Here is a 21,500-nt window from a genome sequence, read left to right as displayed (position 1 = left end):
ACTTCAGGATTGTGTTATCGTTAGATTCAATTATCACTATCTAAAGCTTCGTCGATTAGTTTTAATCCAAACATTATTTCTTTCATTAAATCTTTTAGAGCGACCTCAGTGTTTCTTTTACTTGTATTAAATTTTAGGTTTATTGGAGGCCATTTCATAACTTCTTTTAGCATTTGTGCTGTTGTATTCATTGAGTTTTCCATTGCATCTCGAAATGCTAAGGTGTTAGCTTCAATATCATGTTCGTCGGGATTATTATAAGTTCTTAAGGTTAATAATAAATCAGAAGTTGTCTTACCGACTTGTTTTAGATTTTTAGAAAATGGAGGTAACTCTAAATTTATTTCATCATTAAAATCATCTAATTCTGTCGAAAGGCGATTCACGATTTTTTTGGCTTTAGTTAATTTCAGCCGAGTGTCTTTAATATTATTTACTTCATTTATCTCTGTAGTTCCCTTATTTAAGTTTTTTGTTAATTTATTAAGATAACTTGTTAAATTGGTTAAATTACCAGTGATTTTTTTAAAACAGTCTTGTCCATTTTCACTAATTTCAAAGATGTCAATATCCTCAAAACTGCCTTTTGATGAGTTCTCAATTTCATCAATTAGAGAAACTATATTTTGATATTTATTATCTTTATTAGATGCAACTACAGTTGTATTCTGTATTGGCTTTTGCTCATTTATAAATTTATCTTTTAATAAGTTTGATAAGTTTAAACGAAATAGAGTTTCAAATTTGTCTATAGTTTCAAACTCTTTGTATAAAATTTTGTTAGATAACTCCTTTTTAAATTTCATTACTTCATTTAATTCTGAAGTATTTATAGAGTTTAAGTTACTTGGTGGTGCTGTTTTGAAATAAACTAATTGTTGTTTTTCTGGATTTTTTATTGCTCTATTAATTTCCTCTACTGTTCCTGATTTTTCCCGATTAGTTGGGGTTCCAAGTCGCATCCATAATATTCCAATTAATATATCATAATCGATCTGATTATTAATTATTTCTTGACCATCTTGACCAATATCTGTATATGTATCTTCATTCCAATGAACGATTTGTATAGCGAAATGACCAATATTACCGAAGGTTTTATTAATTTCTTTTACTATTACTTCAATAGAATATATTTCATCAATAATATCTCCAGGACAAGATATGAATAGGTTTATTTGTTTAATTTCTTTCATTTAAATATTCTTAATTAATTATGCCAAATGTTACGCTGTCTAAAATAAAGTGTCAGTGATTTTTCAAATATATAAAATATTCCTACAAAAAAATATAAAAATCAATTTAACAGAATCATAATTGGTCTGTCTTGTATTTCTTAGTTTCAGGGCTTACCTTTGCCAATGATGAAAAGAAAGCAACTTTTATATAGTGTCACGCTTGCGGCAGCGGTATTGTTCTCGATACTGTTCCAGTCTTTTCATAGTTATGAGCATCTGGAGAAACAGCTTTCTCATAAGTTTTGTGAGCACGATCATTCTCATAATAAGCACGAACTAACGCATCAGCACAAGGTTTTTGAGCAATGTTCTGTTTGTCATTTTGCGTTTAGCAGTTTTTTGCAAACCAAAATAACCAGCTATCATTTCTACGCTGATTTTAAGTTGATTCCTTTTTTTGATAAGGAACAACAAAATATCATTTCTTTCCCGGGCAGTTTATTTGCACACCGCGGACCTCCTGCAAGTATTGTTTAATATTATTTAATTCATAAAACAGAACCGCAAACTTGTCATTGCTCCGCCTATTCGCTATGGCTCGAGTCCGACGAAGGAGGAATCTCATCAAGTGATTCACCTAACGAAGATTCCTCCTTCGTCGGAATGACAAATTGAAGAAGTTTATCTGTTGTGAAAATCTATTTCTATTTATTATTTCTCATGTTGACAATGAGAAAACAAACAATACATTCTTTTCAATGAAAAAATATATAATAGCCCTGTTTTTAGGGGTCTCGGCTTTGGTACAAGCCCAAAATTCACTTTCAGGAAAGCTTACTGATGTTCAAAATAAAGCACTTCCGGGAGTTTCGGTTTACATGCCTGAGTTGCACAAAGGAACCACTACTGATGCACAGGGGAACTACAGTTTTAAAAACCTGCCTAACGGAAATTTTAGAATTGCGTTTACTTTTGTGGGTTATAAAACCATCAATCAATTAGTTGAGAAACTTTCTAAAAATACCATTTTGAATATTCAAATGGAAGAGAGTATTCTTGAAATCGATGAGGTAATTGTGTCGACTCCTTTTAATAAAATGCAATCGCAAAATGTAATGAAAGTAGAGCACGAAAGTATTAAGGCTTTACAGCAAAAAGGGACTTCTACTTTGATTGAAGGACTGGCAACTATTCCGGGAGTTTCACAAATTTCGACAGGAACTTCCATAGGAAAACCGGTAATCCGAGGTTTGAGTGGTAATCGTGTTTTAGTATATTCGCAAGGTGTTCGATTAGAAAACCAACAATTTGGAGAAGAACACGGTTTAGGTTTAAATGATGCCGGAGTGGAAAGTGTCGAGGTGATTAAGGGTCCGGCTTCGTTGTTATATGGTTCTGATGCCATGGGTGGTGTACTGTATTTTAATCCGGAGAAATTTGCCGATGCCCATACTTTTAAAGCCAATTTTAATCAAAAATACTTTAGTAATACCTTGGGAAGTAATGCTTCGGTTGGTTTAAAAACATCGACGGATAACTGGAAATTTTTAGCCAGAGGAAGTTACAATACGCATTCGGATTATAAAATGGGTAAGGGTGATCGAGTGACGAATACCCGATACAACGAAACCGATTTTAAAACCGGAATTGGTTACAGTAATACCGCTTTTTCAACCGTGTTGCGCTACAATTATAACAAATTGGATTTAGGAATTCCAGAAGAAGGCATTGCTGAGCAAACTTATAGTAAAAGCCCGGAATTTCCGCGTCAGGGTGTTTCGAATCATTTGTTGAGTTTGAACAATGTGGTTTATTTTGGAAACACTAAGTTGGATTTGGATTTAGGATACATTTCGAATAATCGTAAGGAATTTGAAGAAAGTAATGATCCATCTCTTGATATGATGCTGAATACATTGAATTATAATGCGAAGTATCATTTGCCAAAATTGGGAAAAATAGAAACCATTGTAGGGATTCAGGGAATGCATCAAACGAATAAAAATTCGGGCGAAGAATATTTAATTCCGGATGCGACGACCAATGATTTTGGCGTTTTTGGAACGGCTAATTACGAATGGAAGTCGAATGTGCTGCAAGCAGGATTGCGTTTTGATAATCGAAATTTAAAATCGTTGGCTCATGAAGCGGATGCTGAAGGTCATGAAGAGGAAGCGGATGACCACGATCATGAACATCACGGCGGTGATTTTGAAGCATTGAATCGTTCGTTCAATAGTGTCAATGCTTCTTTGGGCTACAAAACCAATCTTTCACAAACACTTGTTTTACGAGCCAATGTAGCTTCGGGGTTTAGAGCTCCTAATTTGGCCGAATTAACTTCAAATGGCGTACATCACGGAACAAATCGTTATGAAATTGGGAATGCTAATTTGAAAAACGAACAAAACTTGCAAACCGATTTGAATTTGGAATATAAAAATGCTCATTTTGAGTTTTTTGTAAACGGATTTTACAACCATATCAATAATTATATTTATGCTGCTCCAACAGATGAATTTGTGGAAGACAACGTTGTTTTTGATTATGTGCAGGATAATGCAAAACTGTATGGTGGAGAAGTTGGTTTGCATATTCATCCGCATCCATTAGACTGGTTGCATTTTGAAACTAGTTTTGAAACCGTTACCGGAAAAAAAGATAATGGCGATTATTTGCCATTAATTCCGGCGAACAATTGGAATAATACTCTTAGAACCGAATTTAATATCAAAAAATGGTTGACTGAAGGTTTTGCAAGCTTGAATGTGAGTTCGACTTTTAATCAAAATAATGTGAGTGGTTTTGAAACCAGTTCTAATGGCTATACTTTGGTAAACATTGGTTTGGGAGGAACTGTTGATTTGGGCAAATTAGTGTTTGATGTTAATTTGAATGCTAATAATCTTTTTGATAAACAATATATTAGCCATTTGTCAAGATTAAAAACCGATGGAATTTCGAACATTGGAAGAAACATTGTTCTGGGGTTGAATTTTAATTTATAAATTATTCAACCATAGAGGTTACAAGAAATATTTACCGCAAATTCGCAGATTATAAATTTTAATTTCTGAATTTGCGGGATATATATCCTTATTTTTGTGTAAATAAATAGTGAAAATACTATGCGAAAAACAATTGTTATAACTATAATTATCAGTTCTGTAATGACATCATTTGCTCAAACTTCAAAAAACATCATTTATCCTGCTACTATAAAGGGAAGAATCGTTGATGATTACTTTGGGACCAAAGTAGTAGATCCCTATCGATGGTTGGAAGATGATCGTTCGGCTGAAACGGAAGCCTGGGTGAAAGCACAAAACGAAGTTACAAATGCTTATTTGGAACAAATCCCTTTTCGAAATCAGCTTAAAGAACGATTAGAAAAACTTTGGAATTACGAAAAAGAAGGAGCACCATTTACCGAAGGTGATTTTACATATTATTTTAAAAATAACGGTTTGCAAAATCAATCGGTTTTGTATCAAAAAGATAAAGAAGGTAAAGAAACGGTTTTTCTGGATCCAAATACCTTTTCTAAAGACGGAACGACTTCTTTAGGTGAAGTTTCTTTTTCTAAAGATGGTTCAAAAGTAGCTTATTCTATTTCTGAAGGAGGTAGTGACTGGCGAAAAGTGATTGTGATGGATGCTTTGACGCGGGAAATTATTGGTGATACTTTGGTGGATGTGAAATTTAGCGGATTGTCGTGGAAAGGAAATGAAGGTTTTTATTATTCGAGTTATGAAAAACCAAACGGTAGTGAATTATCGGCTAAAACGGATCAACATAAATTGTATTTCCACAAACTGGGTACAAAACAAAACGAGGATAAGGTAATCTTTGGCGAAGACCAAAAACGCCGTTATGTGAGTGGAAATGTAACGGAAGATGATCGTTTTTTGGTTATCACAGCGGCCAATTCTACTTATGGAAACGAATTGTATGTGCTGGATTTGTCGAATTCGGATAGTTCCATGCAAACCATTGTGGCTAATTATGATAATGATTACAGTGTGCTTGAAAATGTTGGTTCGAAGTTGTTGGTAGTAACCGATAAAAATGCGCCTAATAAACGCATCGTGCTTATCGATGTGGATAATCCTGCGCCGGAAAACTGGAAGGATGTAATTTCGGAAACCAATCAGGTTTTAGAACCGTCAACTTGTAGCGGATTTATTTTTGCTCATTATATGAAGGATGCGGTTTCGCTGGTGAAACAATATGATTATGCCGGAAAGCTAATTCGCGAAATGCAATTGCCGGGCTTAGGAACGGCTAGTGGTTTTAGCGGAAAGAAAACGGATGCGAAGGTTTATTTTACGTTTACCAATTATTTTACTCCGGGAACAATTTATGATTTTGAACCGAAATCAGGAGAGACAGCAGTGTATCGGGAATCTAAATGTCAATTCAATTCTGAAGATTATGAATCCAAACAGATTTTTTATACTTCCAAAGACGGAACCCGAGTGCCAATGATGATTACGTACAAAAAAGGACTAAAATTGGACGGTAAAAATCCAACGATTTTATATGGTTACGGCGGATTTAATATCAGTTTAACGCCAAATTTTAGTATTGCTAATGCAGTTTGGATGGAAAATGGAGGTGTTTTGGCGATCCCCAATTTACGAGGCGGTGGTGAATACGGGAAAGAATGGCACGATGCAGGAACAAAAATGCAAAAGCAAAATGTTTTTGACGATTTTGTTGCTGCTGCGGAATATTTGATGAAAGAAAAATATACTTCTTTCCAGTTTTTAGCAATTCGAGGAGGTTCTAACGGCGGTTTACTGGTTGGTGCTGTAATGACGCAAAGACCAGATTTGGCTAAGGTGGCTTTGCCAGCCGTTGGAGTTTTGGACATGTTGCGTTACAATGCGTTTACAGCCGGAGCCGGTTGGGCGTATGATTATGGAACGGCGCAGGACAGCAAGGAAATGTTTGCGTATTTAAAAGGCTATTCGCCTTTGCATAACATAAAAAAAGGAGGGCAGTATCCGGCAACGATGATTACAACCGGAGACCATGACGACAGAGTAGTGCCGGCACATAGTTTTAAATTTGCTGCCGAATTGCAGGCGAAACAAGCCGGCGATCATCCTGTTTTGATTCGGATTGATGTGAAAGCCGGTCACGGAGCCGGAAAATCGGTAACGGCAACTATTCAGGAAAATGTAGATATTCAGGCTTTTACTTTATTTGCTATGGGCATTAAAAATCTCCAGCGATAAGATTCACAAATTTTTACTAATTCATTCGGTTTTTGTTTTGCGGTTGATTATCTTAGGGGAGTATTAATTTATTAACCGAAGACTATGAAAATACAATTTAACACCGACAAACATATTGAAGGGCACCAAAGAGCAGAAGCGTATTTTGCCAATGAAATTGAAACAGCTTTGGCTCGTTTTGAAGAAAAAATTACCCGTATTGAAGTGCATTTTGGTCATGAAAACAGTGCTAAAGAGGGTGTTAAAGACAAGCGTTGCCTGATTGAGGTGCGTCCTGCAAAATTGCAACCTTTGGCTGTAACAGAACATGATGATACTAATGAGAAAGCTTTCAGAGGAGCATTGGAAAAGGTGAAAAAAGCATTAACAACTACTTTTGAAAAACAAAAATCACATTGATTTAAATTTATAACAGAAGAAAAGGCAGCTACTTGAAAAAGGGAGCTGCCTTTTTTTATGGGAAAAGAAAAGGATTATTGTTGGAATAACAAATTAGCCAATAATTCATCTCTTTTGTAAATATCGTTGTAAAAGTGAATGGTTCCGTCATTGTCTGCCCAGGCGGTGAAATAACCAATGTAAACCGGAATTTTATTTTTTAGTGTGTACCAATTTTCTTTACCGCTGTTCATGGCTTCTTCAATTTTTTCGGGAGTCCATTTTGGATCATCTTTTAAAATTTCAATTGCTAATTCTTTAGGTTTTGCTACCCGAATGCAACCATGACTGAAGGCACGGGTTTCTCTTTCGAACAAACTTTTGGAAGGAGTGTCGTGCAGGTAAATGTCATTCGAATTGGGAAATAAAAATTTAATCAGTCCTAAGGAATTTTTTGGTCCGGGTCTTTGTCTCAGTTTGCCTTCGTTCCATTCCATATCGTGTTCAGCCAGATAATTTTCGTTTTGGGCAATTCCGGGAAGAATTTCATTTTTTAAAATACTGTTCGGTACATTCCAATACGGACTAAAAACAATGTATTTCATCGGAGCGCTAAAAATTACCGTTTTGTTCATGGTTTTTCCAACGACGACTTTGGAGCGCAATACCACTTCCTGATTTTTGAAATAAGAAAGCTGAAAAGAAGGAATGTTGATGGCAATTAATTCTTTAGACTTTGGAATATCTTCCGAAACCCATCGGCAGCGTTCCATATTGACAATGATGGTTTTGATTCTTTCACTTACCGGAATATTTAAATCTTCAAGAAGAGATTTTGAAATAATGCTGCTGGAAAGCATGCCTCTTCTGGATTTGTAGTTCAAGATTCCTTTAGATAATTCCTTGTCGTAAATTGCGCTGCCCGAATTGTTTTGGATGTCTTCAGATAAAAATAGGCGTTCCCTGATTTGTGCAATGACCGTCGCGCTGTCACCAATTTTATAAGCGTTAACCGCGGTGTCAATACTAATGTTTTTCCAACCGCCTGCTTTTTCAATTTTGCGGTATTTTTGAAGGGCTTTTTTAAGCAAAAAGTATTGGCTGATTAGTTTTTTTTCTTCTTTATTTATCAATGAGGGATTGGTTAAAAGTGAGTCCAGATAGCTGATATAAGGCATTTTTTTTCGGGGAATATGCCATTCCGTAGCGGCAGATTTTTCAGAATCTAAGCCGTGATATACATTTGTAGCGTAAAACAGGTACCAGGCCGAATACAGGAGTTCGGTTTCTGTAGATGGTTTGAGTTTTTTGTCGAAATTATTGTGAATTTCTTCCAGTTTTTCCTGATACGGCACATTCATTTGAATGCCTTCTTCATCTAAATTATTGATTTTGTCGTAAAGAAGATTAGCAAATTCGTTTATCCCTTCTTTGTCAAACCAGATGTAGTGGTATTGGTGTTTTTGATAGAGTTTTTTTAGGTCGGCTTCGTATTTTTTCAGTAAAGGGTAGGTTTCTAAAAAAGTGTTTACTGCGGTGCTGTCAAAAGTAGTTTTTTCCTGTTCTGTTGTGATTTCTTTTTTGATAAGCTGACTTTCTTCATTTTTATTCCTGCACGAAAAAAGCAGGATTATAAAGAGTAAGCTAACGATCGATTTGGAGGCGTTTATTTTTCTCATAACAGGTATTTTTAGGTTTAAACTAAAAGCTGTCAACAAAATAAGTTGTTTTATTCAATGAAAAATTACAACTTTTTTTTAGTTTTTTATATTTTAAAGCTTTTTTTCTTTCAATTTTAATAGAGGTATAAAATGTTTTTCACATTGAAAAGTGTTAAATTCTTTGAAATTGATAATTTTTTATAACAAAATCCTTTTGGGAGGGTTAAAAAGGGGTGGTTTGTTATGGAGTTGCTTATTTTGTGTGGTATTGAGTGAAAAATATAAATTATTTTTAAATTTGCCCCCGAATTTTAATGGGTTAAAGAAAGAAGATATGAAAATTGAAAAGCGTTGGATCATTTCTTTTGTTATTATTAGCATTGTTTGTATTTCAGGACTTTTTTGGGAAGTTCCCTTGGAGCCTAAAAATGTTCATTCGCAGTTTGGAACTATAGACCAGATCATTCCGGCCGATGTGGCCTGGATGCTTACTTCCTGTTGTCTGGTTTTGATTATGACACCCGGATTAGCCTTTTTTTACGGAGGTATGGTAGGGAAGAAAAATGTAATTTCGACCATGCTGCAAAGTTTTATCTGTATGGGAGTAGTTACTCTTATTTGGGTTGTAGTTGGTTTTAGTCTTGCTTTTGGAGAGCCGTTAGGAATTCAAATTGGAGACGGATTTTATAGTTTTGTGGGAAATCCAGCTACATTTACTTTTATGGATTATGTGGGGGTTTTGCCTCATAAAATGATTGCAAGCACGGTTCCTTTTATGCTTTTTGCATTATTCCAAATGAAGTTTGCCGTTATTGCTCCGGCCATTATTACGGGTTCATTTGCAGAGCGTGTTCGTTTTATTTCCTATTTATTATTTATCTGTCTGTTCAGTATTTTTATTTATTCGCCTTTGTGTCATGCGGTTTGGTATCCTACCGGAATTTTAGGTTCTTTCTTTGGTGTGAAAGATTTTGCGGGAGGAACAGTAGTACACATGAGTGCCGGATTTGCAGCTTTGGCGGGAGTATTGGTGTTAGGTAAAAGAAAAAACAGCAATCACGTTCCTACGAATATCCCGTTTGTTTTGTTAGGAACCGGAATGCTTTGGTTTGGGTGGATTGGTTTTAATGCCGGTTCTTCTATGGAAGCCAATGGTGTGGCGGCGATGGCTTTTGGTACAACTACGACTTCTTCGGCGGCAGCTATGCTTACCTGGATCTTTTTTGATAGAATAAATGGGCGAAAAGTTTCTGCTTTAGGAGCTTGTATCGGGGCAGTAGTTGGATTAGTTGCGGTTACGCCCGCAGCGGGTTATATTACGGTTCCGGAAAGTATGTTCTTTGGATTTGTAGCGGCTTTGGTTTCTAATAAAATCGTGTATTCTAAATATTTGAAAGGAATTGATGATACTTTAGATGTGTTTGCCTGTCATGGTGTAGGTGGAATTATGGGAATGATTTTGACGGCCATTTTTGCTCACGGAGAAGACGCGAGTTTGCTTCACGGAGGTTGGGAGGTTTTTGGACACCACATGATGGCCTTGTTGTTGGTTTCTATTTATACCTTCTTTGGGGCGTATTTCTTGTTTAAAATAACAGATAAAATAATTCCGATGCGTGTTTCGGAAGAAGCGGAGATTATGGGACTAGATTTGTCTCAGCATGACGAAACGCTTTTTCCTATTGAATGCGCCGAATAAGTGGTATTTAAGTATCAATTCATAGAGCAGGGCAGGTTTTTATTTTATAAAAGCTTGCCCTGAGTCTTATTTATTTGCTTAATTTTGCGCAAATATTTAAAAAACAGTGGGAAGTAAAAATAAATTAAAACGATTCAAAGAAAACGAAACATTCAATAATGTTTTTCAGCCAACAAGAGAAGAGGTAGTAGGTGATTTATTTCCGTTAAGAGGAAAATGGAATGCTGATTTCTTTAAAAATGATAATCCTATCGTGTTAGAGTTGGGTTGTGGAAAAGGAGAATATTCAGTAGGATTGGCCGAAAGATATCCAAATAAAAATTTTATTGGAATTGATATTAAAGGAGCCCGTTTTTGGAGAGGTGCAAAAACAGCAGTGGAAACTGGTTTGCATAACGTTGCTTTCGTTCGTACTCAAATCGAATTGATTAATCATATTTTTGCTGAAAATGAAGTAGACGAAATCTGGATTACTTTCCCGGATCCTCAAATTAAGTACAAGCGTACCAAACACAGAATGACCAATTCGCAGTTTTTACAGTTGTATAAAAAAATCCTCAAAAAAGACGGAGTTGTTAATCTGAAAACAGACAGCGAGTTCATGCATGGTTATACTTTAGGCTTGTTGCATGGTGAAGGTCATGAGGTTTTATATGCAAATCATAATGTTTATGTAAACGAAGGAAGTCCTGAGGAAGTAACGGCTTTTCAGACTTTTTACGAAAAACAATATTTAGAAATTAATAAAGCAATCACTTTTATTCGTTTTAAAATTAAAGACTAAACTTTATTTTAAAACTTTTTAGGGATTCCTGTAAATAGGCTTATGAATTTAATTGTATCCTTATTATCCGGTTTTATTTCGGCCTTTATAGGAATTACTCCTCCGGGTTTGTTGAATATGACGGCAGCAAAAGTAAGTATGAAAGACGGAAAGCATCATGCTTTTTGGTTTGTTTCGGGTGCGGTGCTGGTTATTTTTCTTCAGGTATATCTGGCGGTTTTATTTGCCCGGATTATCAATGCCCGTCCGGATATTGTATTGTTGTTGCGTGAAGTTGGTTTTGGGATTTTTGGTACTTTGACGGTTTATTTTTTATGGATTGCCAAAGAACCAAAAATGAAGAAACCTAAAATCAAAAAGTATAGTAAAAAGAAACGCTTTCTTTTAGGAATGTTGCTCTCGGCACTGAATTTTTTTCCCATTCCTTATTATGTTTTTGTAAGCATTTCATTGTCTTCTTATGCGTTGTTTTCTTTTGATGTTGCTTCCATTTTTATTTTTGTGAGCGGAGCCGTTCTGGGTTCTGCCCTTGTCTTTTATTTTTATATAGCCTTTTTTAAAAAAATAGAGAAAAAAGCCGATTATCTTCTAAAAAATATGAATGTTATTATCGGATGTATTACAGGAATTGTTTCGGTAATTAGTCTGATGAATATTTTAGAATATTATTTGAGATAACGGGTTTGTACCTAGTCAATTTAGCTATGAAAAAAATAAGACAAATTTTTCCAAATATCGTTTTTTTGAGCTGATATGTCGGATATTTTTTTACGACTGATTGGAAAGTTGGATAATTGTCTATATTTAAATTTTTTCAGAGTAAAATTGTAATCGATTATGTTTCTAAGTGTTGTGTATTTTATGACCGCTTTGTTGGGATTTCTGACATTAATGGTGCTGGTATCACAATACAAGTCTAATAGAAAGGTTAATTTTTACCTTCTGATTTTAATCTTTTTTGCTTCTTTTCGATTTTTTTTCATCGGGATTTATTCATTGGTTTTTTTTACGGTTAGCGATGATGTTACTGTGATTTTTCGTTCCTTCGGTTCGGGAATTTTCGCTTGTATTTATCTGTATTTTAAATGTTTGGTTGCTAATAGGAAGAATCCTGTGGCAGGAGATTTATATTATTTTAGTATTCCGGTACTATTCGGGATTTATAATCTTTGGATGCGTCATTATACGGCTTCATGGTATTTATTGTCTTATTTTTTGTTTGCTTTAATTCCGTTGTTTTATTTAGGTTTAAGTTTTTTTGAATTAAAAAATAAGCTTTGGTTTCAAAAGTCTAAAACATGGCGTGTTCAAAAACAAAATATGCTTGTTAGAAATTGGAGTATCTTTTTCTTTGTTTTTTGTTTTTTAATTGTGTTGCGACTATTGGTGTCTTTGGTGTTAGATATTTTTGTTGCGGGATATTCAGATGGGACGAGTTATTTTTGGTTGGCGGGATTGCTGTGTTTTGTGTTGTTTTTCAAACTTTTATTTACCCCAATGATGTTGTATTCTAATGTGTTATTAGATTATGAAATAAAATCAGAGGAATATTTCGAATTGGTTTTTGAAGATTTTTGGCTGGATGAATCGGATGTTTTGATTACAAATAGTCAGGATTTAAAATTGAGCGAAAGGGTAGAAAGTAATTTGGAATCCTATATTTATGAAATCGAGCGAATGGCATTGGAACATTTTTGTTTTAGAAATCCGAAAGTTTCCATGCGTGATTTTGCGATTAGATTAGAAATTCCAAAGAGTCATTTGTTGTATTTTTTTAAATACCATTCTAAGGTGAGTTTTATCGAATTTAAACGTACTGTTCGCATTTATGATGCTATTAGTTTGATAGAAGAAGGTTTTTTAGAAAAACGTACTGTTGAAAAATTGTCTAAGAAAACAGGTTTTTATTCCTGTGATTTGTTTTTAAGTAGTTTTAAAGAAATTGTAGGTGTGGAACCTCTGGAATACAATCAAAAGAGAAAAGAGTTATGTTAACGAATGATAAAACTAATTTTTTTGAAAAAGTATATGTTGTAGCCAGGCAAATTCCTTACGGCAGAGTGACATCTTACGGTGCAATAGCTAAATATTTAGGAGCGGCACGATCGGCCAGAATGGTAGGCTGGGCGATGAATGCTTCGCATAGTATGGATGATGTTCCGGCGCACCGCGTAGTGAACAGAAAAGGAATGCTTACGGGTAAATTCCATTTTGACGGAACCAATTTAATGCAGCAATTATTAGAAAATGAAGGGGTGAAAGTAGTCAATAATCAGATTGTTGATTTTGAAAACTATTTTTGGGATCCGCAAGAAGAATGTTAGAAAACTAAGTGGTTAAAAATCACAGCAAAACACTTTATAGTTAGAACCAATACCGGGATTAATAATTACAATTCAAATACTTTAAATTAAGAACTTAATCTCTTATCTTTGCTCCCGAAAGTATCGGGACTGAAATCAGTTTAAATAAATCTTTGTTTTTGAACTGAAAATAGCAATTGAAAAATAGTAAACTTAGTAATGAAATTAGATAGAAAAGAAATTCTTAAAGCTTTAGAAACAATTACTATTGCAGGAGAAGGAAAAAATATGGTAGAAAGTGGCGCTGTAACTAATGTGCTTACTTTTGGAGATGAGGTAGTTGTTGAATTGGTTTTACATACACCGGCGATGCATATTAAAAAACGTGCTGAAGACGATATCAAAAAAACAATCTTGGAGAAAGTTTTTGCTGAAGCTAAAGTTAAGGTTAATATTAAAGTGGAAGCGCCGGAAAAACCTGAAATTAAAGGAAAAGCAATTCCGGGAATTAATAATATTATTGCGGTAGCTTCCGGAAAAGGAGGAGTAGGAAAATCTACAGTTACGGCAAACCTTGCAGTTAGCTTAGCTAAAATGGGATTCTCAGTTGGTGTTCTTGATGCCGATATTTACGGGCCATCTATGCCAATCATGTTTGATGTTGAAAGCGAAAAACCTATTTCGGTTACGGTTGACGGGAAATCAAAAATGAAACCTATTGAAAGTTATGAGGTAAAAATGCTTTCTATTGGGTTCTTTACCTCGCCAAGTCAGGCGGTAATCTGGAGAGGTCCTATGGCTTCTAAGGCTTTAAATCAAATGATTTTTGATGCTGATTGGGGAGAATTAGATTTCATGTTAATCGACTTGCCTCCAGGAACCGGAGATATTCACCTTTCTATAATGCAATCTTTGCCGGTTACAGGAGCTGTGGTGGTAAGTACACCTCAGGCTGTGGCTTTAGCTGATGCTAAAAAAGGGGTTTCGATGTTTATGTCGGAAGCAATCAATGTGCCTGTTTTAGGAATCATAGAAAACATGGCATATTTTACGCCGGAAGAATTACCAAATAACAAATATTATATTTTTGGTCAGGAAGGTGCTAAAAATTTAGCTCAGGATTTAGCAGTACCATTTTTAGGAGAAGTGCCTATTGTGCAATCTATTCGTGAAGCAGGAGATTACGGTCGTCCGGCAGCTTTACAAACCGGTTCGGTTATTGAAACGGTATTTGAAAATATCACTCGAAGAGTGGTAGAAGAAACAGTAAGCAGAAATGAAAATTTACCTGCTACTGAAGCTATCAAAATTACTACTATGGCTGGTTGTTCAGCAGTAAAAAAATAATTTAATAAAAGAAATGACAACAGAAGAATTAACAATTGAAGTTCAAAAAGCGCTGGATGAAATCCGTCCTTTTTTAGAATCAGACGGAGGAAATATTACGCTTATTTCTATTGAAGAGGATAAGCATGTAAAAGTGCGTCTGGAAGGAGCTTGTACTAATTGTAGTGTAAATCAAATGACGCTTAAAGCGGGTGTTGAGACAACGATTAAAAAGTTTGCTCCACAAATTGAGACTGTTGTAAATGTCTTGTAAGGCTTTTGTCTAAAGATTATTTGCTGTAAATTAATAAGATCAATCAATTCCTAATAGTAAAAAATGGATGTTTTAATAAAAATTAAAGATAGAGAAGGAGTAGTGCACGAATTACAGGCTCCGACTGATATGGCTATGAATATCATGGAGCTTTGTAAAGCTTATGAATTACCGGTAGAAGGAACCTGCGGGGGAATGGCTATGTGTGCTTCCTGCCAATGTTATGTGTTGAATGACGTAGCTTTACCGGAAATGGGTGAAGATGAAGAAGCAATGCTTTCGGAAGCTTTCTATGTGAAATCAAATAGTCGTTTAGGGTGTCAAATTCCTATTACGGTTGATTTAGAAGGTTTGGAATTAGAATTAGCTCCTGAGAGTTAATAAAAAATCTTTAAAATATTAAAAAAGGCTATTTTCAAATTAAAAAATAGCCTTTTTTGTTTGGGTATTTTGAATTAAGCCATTTCGACTTTCATGGTGATTAATTCTTCAATGGCATTCCAAAGTTCGATTCTTTTATCCAAAGCCAAAATAGAAACTTCTTCAACTTCTTTCCATTTTTGAATGTCGTTTCCGCAAAGTTCTTCAATCATTGCCATTGCCATCGGTCCGTGTTCGTCGGCATCTAATTCAATATGTCTTTCGAAATAATAAATCAATTTGCTTAAATCGGTTTCCGGGAATTGTTTTTCGAAATTTTTTAAAATTGCAAAAAACATACTCGGAATCAAATCTTCTCTTCCAAAGGTAAAAGCTGCCGCAATTTCATGAGGTTTTCCTTCTTCGATAACACGGAAAGTAAAATCTAAGAAAGCTTTAATGTTAGGGTGTAAATCGCTTTTTTTGATGGCTACAAAAATATTTTGAAGCGATTGAATTTCTGAAAGGAAATGTTCTATTTTGCTGGTGTCGGCACCACAGGCTTCCATCGCTTCAATGTACATTTCGTAATGGCTCAGGTGTCTTCCGTCCAAGGTCAGGTCGGTTTCTTCGGCTAAAACAATTTCGTTTATTAAATAGCGGGTTTCCGGATTTTTAGTGGCAAACCAAGGGGTTGTTGTACAGGTTAAACGTTCCTGAAGCGCTTTTAATAAAGACATAAAATCCCAAACAGCATACACGTGGTTTTCTAAGAAGATTCGAAGGTCTTCTATGGTTTTTACCTTGCTGTAAAGCGAATGTTCTAATAAGGCGCTTTTTTGGGCTTTGATACTGTTATTGATGTGTAAAGTGTTCATCGTTTTATAATTTAGTGTAAAGATAAAAAAGCTGCTAGCTTCAGGGAAAATATCCCATCGATTTTATCAATACTTTAATAATTGTTTTTCTTTAAAATTATTTACGGAATTAATTTAATTATGGTTTTTGTGTAAATAGTTTTAAAGTAATAGAGCTAATTCAAAAAGTGTGCCTTTTGTCTACAAAAAGGATTTTTGAAAGTTTTATTTAAACGCTGAAATACCTGTGATATCCATTCCGGTAATGAGCAAATGAATATCATGTGTGCCTTCATAAGTAATCACTGATTCCAGATTCATCATGTGTCGCATGATGGAATAATCGCCGGTAATTCCCATGGCTCCTAATATTTGACGTGCTTCCCGTGCAATGTTAATTGCCATGTGGACGTTGTTTCTTTTTGCCATTGATATTTGCGCTGATGTAGCTTTGTTTTCGTTTCTTAATACCCCTAATCGCCAGGTTAATAATTGGGCTTTGGTGATTTCAGTAATCATTTCGGCTAATTTTTTTTGTTGCAATTGCATGCCGGCTATGGGTTTGTCAAATTGAATTCGTTCTTTGGCATAGCGCAAAGCTGTATCATAACAATCCATGGCGGCTCCAATGGCTCCCCAGGCAATTCCGTATCGGGCAGAATCTAAACAGCCTAAAGGAGCGCTCAGTCCGGATTTATTAGGAAGCAGGTTTTCTTTTGGAATTTTTACATTATCAAATAATAATTCTCCTGTAGCTGAAGCACGTAAGGACCATTTGTTGTGTGTTTCGGGAGTAGAGAAGCCTTCCATGCCGCGTTCTACAATCAAACCGTGGATTCTTCCTTCTTCATTTTTTGCCCAAATAACAGCAATATCTGCAAAAGGAGCGTTGGAAATCCACATTTTAGCTCCGTTTAGCAAGTAATAATCTCCTTTGTCTTTGAAATTAGTGGTCATGCTTCCGGGGTCGGAACCGTGATTGGGTTCGGTTAATCCAAAACAGCCCATGAGTTCGCCGGAAGCTAATTTGGGAAGGAATTTTTGTTTTTGTTCTTCGCTGCCGTATTTCCAAATCGGGTACATGACTAATGAAGATTGTACTGAAGCAGTAGAACGAATGCCTGAATCACCGCGTTCTATTTCCTGCATGATTAAACCATACGAAATTTGATCCAAACCGGCTCCGCCATATTCCTGCGGAATGTATGGTCCAAAAGCGCCAATTTCGGCTAAACCTTTGATAATCTGATTTGGAAATTCTGCTTTTTGGGCGTAATCTTCAATAATCGGACTGATTTCTTTTTTGACCCAGCTGCGTGCGGCATCGCGAACTATTTTATGTTCTTCTGATAGTAATTCGTCCAGGTTGTAGTAGTCGGGAGCTTGAAATAGATCTGGTTTCATGGCGGCTTATGTATTAATAGTGATAGAACTTTCTTTTTAATGGAAAGTTTTGGGGTTAAATACACTATAAATTTACATAAAGCTTTTGTATCAGTCGTAAAAAGCTAATTTTTTTTGTCTTAATTAAGCTCTTTTTTATTTTTTAGTCATGGCTATTTTTAATCCCATCAAAATGTAAATTGCGCTGGATGTTTTGTTAAGCCAAAAATTGAATTTTTCGTTTGTCTTTAATTTGCTGGAGAATAAGGATGAAAAATAAGCAAGTATGAAACACCAAATTATGCCAAGTCCGGCATAAGTAAATCCTAAAATAAAGAAAGGTAATGCCGAATCAGTGTTTGTTTTACTGATGAATTGAGGGAAAAAGGACAGAAAAAACAAAGCTACTTTTGGGTTGAATACATTAGTGATTACACCTGATCTGAAACTTGCCCAAACGGATTCGGTTTCCAGGCTTTGTTCTTTGAAATTTAACGTTTCTTTTTTAGAAAATAAAGCTTTTAGTCCAATGTAAATTAAATAGGCTGCGCCGAGATATTTGATTAGTGAAAAGGCAATTGCCGACTGGGCTAAAATAATTGACAGTCCTAAAGCGGCAAATGTGGTGTGTACTAAGATTCCGCTGCAAATTCCTAATGAGGAATAGAATCCTGATTTTTTACCTTTTGTCAGTGATTTGTTTAGGATGAAAATGGTGTCTATTCCTGGTGTTAAAACAAAGATTATTGCTGAAATTAAGTAAAAGGAAAAATTTTCTACTCCTGACATTGCATTTTTTATGCAAATATATTTAATAATTTATTGGCAATACAGGTTCAGAAATGACTTTTTTTATGGTTACAGTTTTAAATAGAACTCTTTTGTTAATTCAATGTATTCCGGAGTGTATTGGTGTCTTGCTGTTTCAATGATTAATTCGTCAACTGGAAAATCAGATTTTTTATTTCGGCTAAAAGCTAATAAACTTCGTTTGATTTCGGAGTTTGGAGCTCCTTTTACGCGGGTAATTTTTATTGGATACAATTCGTATTCATTGGCTAAAGCCAAAAAGTTTTCTTCTTCTTTAAAAGGAATGATAACGGAGAAAATTCCGTTTTCAGAAAGTAATAAATCAGCTGCTTCGACTAAATCTTCGAAAGGCATGGCATCCTGAAAGCGGGCTAAATCACGCTGTTCGCTGTTGGATTTGTAATTTTCGCTGTAAAAAGGGGGGTTGGAAACGATTAAATCGTACTCGTCTTCCGGTTCTTCGACAAATTCATCTAAACCAGCGTGGAAACAAAACAAACGGTCGTTCCAAGGGGAATTTTCGAAATTATCTGTTGCTTGTTCGTAGGCTTCTTCGTCGATTTCTAAAGCGTCAATTTGTTCGGCATTACTGCGTTGTGCGAGCATTAAAGCAATGATTCCTGTTCCGGTTCCAATGTCTAAAATGCTAAATGGATTATTCTCAATTGGAGTCCAGGCGCCTAATAAAACACCATCGGTTCCAACTTTCATAGCGCAACGATCTTGATCAACAGAAAATTGTTTGAATTGGAATTTGGACAAAATCAAGATTTTAAAAATTAAACCATTAAGAAATTAAGGGGGGGTAAGAAAAAAAACTTAATGAACCTTAATTTCTTAATGGTTCAAAAATTTAAATTAAAGATACATCTCGATCAATCCTTCCGGTAAATCCATGATAATTTTTTTGTTTTCCCGATCTACTTTTACCAGGAATTGGTCAATCATTGGGATTAGTATTTCCGCTCCGTCTTTGTTGACTTCAAAAAGAGGCTGGGCAGTAGTATCGTTGATGGATTGGATTTCGCCAACGTAGCCTAATTTTTTATCTTCTACTTCAAAACCAATGACTTCATGGAAATAAAATTTGTTGCCTGTAAGTTTAGGTAACATGCTTAAAGGCAGGTATAAGCTGCTGCCGATTAGGTTTTCGGCGTCTGCTTCGGTGTTGATGTCTTCAAAATGAATTCTTAAAAAGTCATTTTTGTGTAAGGAGCTGCTTTCAATAAAAAAAGGAACCAAGTGTTTGTTGTATTCAACAAACACTGATTCCAGATTTTCGTATAGCTCGGGTTCGTCTGTGTCTAAATAGGCTAAGACTTCCCCTTTGAAACTAAATTTTTTAGCGATTTTACCTAAATAGAAACAATCTTCTTTACGCATTTTCGCTGTTCAAATTATGCTTGAGCTTCTTCGTTGTTTTCTTCAGCAGCAGGAGCTTCTTCTTCAGATGAAGCAACTTCAGCCTCTTCAGCTTGTGCAGCAGCAATAGCATCAGCTTCAGCCTGAGCAGCTGCAGCAACACGTTTAGCGTTTACTTCTTGTTCAGCTTTTAAAGCTTTTGCTTTGGCATCAGCCTGAGCTTTTGATAAACCGTCTTTTTTAGCGTTTACTGTACCGGCTTTAGCCTCTAACCAAGCAGCTAATTTAGCGTCAGCTTGCTCTTGAGTTAAAGCTCCTTTACGGATACCTCCATCAAGGTGGTGTTTCAATAAAGCTCCTTTGTAAGAAAGGATTGCTCTTGCAGTATCTGTTGGTTGAGCACCATTGTGTAACCATTTTACAGCGCTATCAAGGTCTAATTCGATAGTTGCAGGGTTAGTGTTTGGATTGTAAGTACCGATTTTCTCTAAGTATCTACCATCTCTTTTTGAGCGAGCATCTGCTGCTACTACCCAGTAAAAAGGTTTTCCTTTTTTACCGTGTCTTTGTAATCTAATTTTTACTGACATAATCTTTAATGATTAAATTTTGAGGTACACGACCCCGATTAATTAAGGCTGCAAAGATACATTATTTTTTAATATAGCAAATAGTTTTTTAGTATTTTGATATGTAGTTGTTTAGTGGTTTTTTTGCTTCTTTTTTTTAACTTAAAAGGTTTACTTTGGCTTTAATAGTTTATTTTTGTTTGTAAATTTTAATTTATGAAAAAGTATTTTTTGTTTTTGATTCTACTTTTTGCTGTGTTTTCCTGTCAGGAGGATGTCCGTTTTAATAATCCTGCTTTTCAGGGGATGAAAGACAATGTTTTGTGGCGTGCAGTTCAGACTCGTGCAACTGTTTATTCCGGTGGGACGTTGGTTATTGAAGCTTACACAGCGACAGAAGTGGTTACTTTGAAAAATAATACTACAGCAGTTGGAATTTATTCTATTGGAACTAATGCTAATACTACGGCGACTTATGTATATACCGATCCTTCTACTAAAGAAAGCGTTACTTTTTCCTCTGGTTTTGGTGTTGGAAACGGACAAATTGAAATTACCGAATACGATGTGTTAGCACAAACTATCTCGGGAACTTTTAAATTCAATTTGGAAAACACATTTGACAATCCTTTGGCAGGGGCTACTTTAAATTACCAATATGGGGTTTTCTATAAAGTTCCTGTTACGGTACAATAACTTAAGGATTTTTTTAATAGACTTTTTCTTTACCGATATCTTATTAAATGTTTAAATAAGGCAGAAATAAACATGTTTATAGTTTGTTATGAGCCAAATAAGATTACATTTGTCACAACTTTATAAATAATTATATGAACATTTTTGTTGGAAGCCTTCCGTTCAGTATTGAGGAAGCAGATTTAAGAGAGTCTTTCGAGGCTTATGGAACAGTTGATTCTGTTAAAGTAATTACTGATAAATTTACCGGAAGAAGTAAAGGCTTTGGTTTTGTTGAAATGCCTGTTGATGCAGAAGCTCAAAAAGCAATTGATGAGTTGAATGGAGCAACTGTTTTAGGGCGTACTATTGTGGTGAACAAATCAGAACCAAAACCGGAAGGTGAAAGAAGAAGTTTTAATAACAACCGCAGAAATGATTCTCGCGGAGGTTACGGAAACAATCGCGGTGGTGAAAACCGTGGAAATAGAGGAGGATATTAATTTTTTCTTTTATACGATTAAAAAAAGGGACGATGTAAATGAACTGCCCCCAAAAAGTTAGACGCTATTTGGGGGCATTTTTATGGAAAGAAAAGTCAAATACAATTATGAATTTAAACTTCGTTGTGTACAAGA

The 21,500-nt window shown here is 35.3% G+C and carries 22 protein-coding genes; 14 read left to right on the top strand and 8 right to left on the bottom strand.

The features are described 5' to 3' along the window. Positions 1–26: 26 nt before the first annotated feature. The gene (locus tag B6A10_RS10725) at positions 27–1,196 is read right to left on the bottom strand and encodes a hypothetical protein (protein WP_188220878.1); all 1,170 of its coding nucleotides are present in this window, start codon (positions 1,194–1,196) and stop codon (positions 27–29) included. A 165-nt stretch (positions 1,197–1,361) separates the two neighbouring features. Here B6A10_RS10725 and B6A10_RS10720 point away from each other — a divergent pair, with 165 nt between their 5' ends. The 4 genes from B6A10_RS10720 (at position 1,362) to B6A10_RS10705 (ending at position 6,820) form a co-directional block, all read left to right on the top strand. Beyond that, positions 1,362–1,715, top strand: coding sequence for a hypothetical protein (locus B6A10_RS10720; protein ID WP_188220877.1), 354 nt, complete (start codon positions 1,362–1,364; stop codon positions 1,713–1,715). 221 nt (positions 1,716–1,936) lie between these two features. Continuing rightward, positions 1,937–4,186 carry a TonB-dependent receptor gene (locus tag B6A10_RS10715; protein ID WP_188220876.1) on the top strand — a complete coding sequence of 750 codons (2,250 nt, stop codon included), beginning with the start codon at positions 1,937–1,939 and terminating at the stop codon, positions 4,184–4,186. A gap of 120 nt (positions 4,187–4,306) precedes the next feature. After that, entirely contained in the window at positions 4,307–6,421 is a 2,115-nt protein-coding gene (locus B6A10_RS10710) for a prolyl oligopeptidase family serine peptidase (protein ID WP_188220875.1), read from the top strand. 84 nt (positions 6,422–6,505) lie between these two features. Continuing rightward, complete coding sequence (locus tag B6A10_RS10705) at positions 6,506–6,820, top strand: HPF/RaiA family ribosome-associated protein (protein WP_026712473.1); 315 nt, start codon at positions 6,506–6,508, stop codon at positions 6,818–6,820. 74 nt (positions 6,821–6,894) lie between these two features. Here B6A10_RS10705 and B6A10_RS10700 read toward each other — a convergent pair whose 3' ends face one another. Beyond that, the gene (locus tag B6A10_RS10700) at positions 6,895–8,478 is read right to left on the bottom strand and encodes a L,D-transpeptidase family protein (RefSeq protein WP_188220874.1); all 1,584 of its coding nucleotides are present in this window, start codon (positions 8,476–8,478) and stop codon (positions 6,895–6,897) included. Positions 8,479–8,794: 316 nt separating this feature from the next. On the opposite strand from B6A10_RS10700, the gene B6A10_RS10695 reads away from it, so the two are divergent. The 8 genes from B6A10_RS10695 to B6A10_RS10660 all read left to right on the top strand — a co-directional run bounded on the left by B6A10_RS10695 (position 8,795) and on the right by B6A10_RS10660 (position 15,227). Beyond that, positions 8,795–10,159 (top strand): ammonium transporter, encoded by a 1,365-nt coding sequence (locus tag B6A10_RS10695; protein ID WP_188220873.1) that lies wholly within the window; start codon positions 8,795–8,797, stop codon positions 10,157–10,159. A 106-nt stretch (positions 10,160–10,265) separates the two neighbouring features. Further along, a complete protein-coding gene (gene trmB / locus B6A10_RS10690; protein ID WP_188220872.1) occupies positions 10,266–10,943 on the top strand; it encodes a tRNA (guanosine(46)-N7)-methyltransferase TrmB in 678 nt (225 codons plus the stop codon). A 42-nt stretch (positions 10,944–10,985) separates the two neighbouring features. Then, the gene (locus B6A10_RS10685) at positions 10,986–11,621 is read left to right on the top strand and encodes a LysE family transporter (protein ID WP_188220871.1); all 636 of its coding nucleotides are present in this window, start codon (positions 10,986–10,988) and stop codon (positions 11,619–11,621) included. 435 nt (positions 11,622–12,056) lie between these two features. After that, complete coding sequence (locus B6A10_RS10680; RefSeq protein ID WP_188220870.1) at positions 12,057–12,938, top strand: helix-turn-helix transcriptional regulator; 882 nt, start codon at positions 12,057–12,059, stop codon at positions 12,936–12,938. After that, entirely contained in the window at positions 12,932–13,267 is a 336-nt protein-coding gene (locus B6A10_RS10675) for an MGMT family protein (RefSeq protein WP_188220869.1), read from the top strand. The genes B6A10_RS10680 and B6A10_RS10675 overlap by 7 nt, the downstream gene beginning before the upstream one ends. Before the next feature lie 198 nt (positions 13,268–13,465). Further along, positions 13,466–14,593, top strand: a complete 1,128-nt coding sequence (locus B6A10_RS10670; RefSeq protein WP_188220868.1) for an Mrp/NBP35 family ATP-binding protein — start codon at positions 13,466–13,468, stop codon at positions 14,591–14,593. A 13-nt stretch (positions 14,594–14,606) separates the two neighbouring features. Next, positions 14,607–14,846, top strand: a complete 240-nt coding sequence (locus tag B6A10_RS10665; protein WP_188220867.1) for a NifU family protein — start codon at positions 14,607–14,609, stop codon at positions 14,844–14,846. A gap of 63 nt (positions 14,847–14,909) precedes the next feature. Next, positions 14,910–15,227, top strand: a complete 318-nt coding sequence (locus tag B6A10_RS10660; RefSeq protein WP_026712464.1) for a 2Fe-2S iron-sulfur cluster-binding family protein — start codon at positions 14,910–14,912, stop codon at positions 15,225–15,227. A gap of 74 nt (positions 15,228–15,301) precedes the next feature. On the opposite strand, the gene B6A10_RS10655 is transcribed toward B6A10_RS10660, so the two are convergent. The 6 genes from B6A10_RS10655 to B6A10_RS10630 all read right to left on the bottom strand — a co-directional run bounded on the left by B6A10_RS10655 (position 15,302) and on the right by B6A10_RS10630 (position 20,208). Further along, complete coding sequence (locus tag B6A10_RS10655; RefSeq protein WP_188220866.1) at positions 15,302–16,084, bottom strand: DUF3050 domain-containing protein; 783 nt, start codon at positions 16,082–16,084, stop codon at positions 15,302–15,304. A 204-nt stretch (positions 16,085–16,288) separates the two neighbouring features. Further along, positions 16,289–17,467 (bottom strand): acyl-CoA dehydrogenase family protein, encoded by a 1,179-nt coding sequence (locus B6A10_RS10650; RefSeq protein ID WP_188220865.1) that lies wholly within the window; start codon positions 17,465–17,467, stop codon positions 16,289–16,291. Positions 17,468–17,602: 135 nt separating this feature from the next. Next, on the bottom strand, positions 17,603–18,235 hold the full coding sequence (locus B6A10_RS10645) for a LysE family translocator (RefSeq protein ID WP_188220864.1): 633 nt from the start codon (positions 18,233–18,235) through the stop codon (positions 17,603–17,605). A 69-nt stretch (positions 18,236–18,304) separates the two neighbouring features. After that, on the bottom strand, positions 18,305–18,967 hold the full coding sequence (locus B6A10_RS10640) for a tRNA1(Val) (adenine(37)-N6)-methyltransferase (RefSeq protein ID WP_188220863.1): 663 nt from the start codon (positions 18,965–18,967) through the stop codon (positions 18,305–18,307). A 147-nt stretch (positions 18,968–19,114) separates the two neighbouring features. Continuing rightward, positions 19,115–19,639 carry a ribosome maturation factor RimM gene (gene rimM, locus B6A10_RS10635; RefSeq protein WP_055091983.1) on the bottom strand — a complete coding sequence of 175 codons (525 nt, stop codon included), beginning with the start codon at positions 19,637–19,639 and terminating at the stop codon, positions 19,115–19,117. Positions 19,640–19,653: 14 nt separating this feature from the next. Next, positions 19,654–20,208: a 30S ribosomal protein S16 gene (locus tag B6A10_RS10630; protein WP_188220862.1), complete on the bottom strand. Its 555-nt coding sequence runs from the start codon at positions 20,206–20,208 to the stop codon at positions 19,654–19,656. 195 nt (positions 20,209–20,403) lie between these two features. Here B6A10_RS10630 and B6A10_RS10625 point away from each other — a divergent pair, with 195 nt between their 5' ends. Together B6A10_RS10625 and B6A10_RS10620 are read left to right on the top strand one after the other, a co-directional pair. Further along, positions 20,404–20,883, top strand: coding sequence for a DUF6252 family protein (locus B6A10_RS10625; protein ID WP_188220861.1), 480 nt, complete (start codon positions 20,404–20,406; stop codon positions 20,881–20,883). 134 nt (positions 20,884–21,017) lie between these two features. Next, positions 21,018–21,365, top strand: coding sequence for an RNA recognition motif domain-containing protein (locus B6A10_RS10620; RefSeq protein WP_026712456.1), 348 nt, complete (start codon positions 21,018–21,020; stop codon positions 21,363–21,365). The last annotated feature ends 135 nt before the right edge of the window (positions 21,366–21,500 follow it).

It is taken from the genome of Flavobacterium pokkalii (assembly GCF_014596575.1).
Taxonomy (GTDB): Bacteria; Bacteroidota; Bacteroidia; order Flavobacteriales; family Flavobacteriaceae; genus Flavobacterium; species Flavobacterium pokkalii.
Note: the sequence above shows the minus strand (reverse complement) of the source record. Positions and strands in the feature narration are given on the sequence as shown.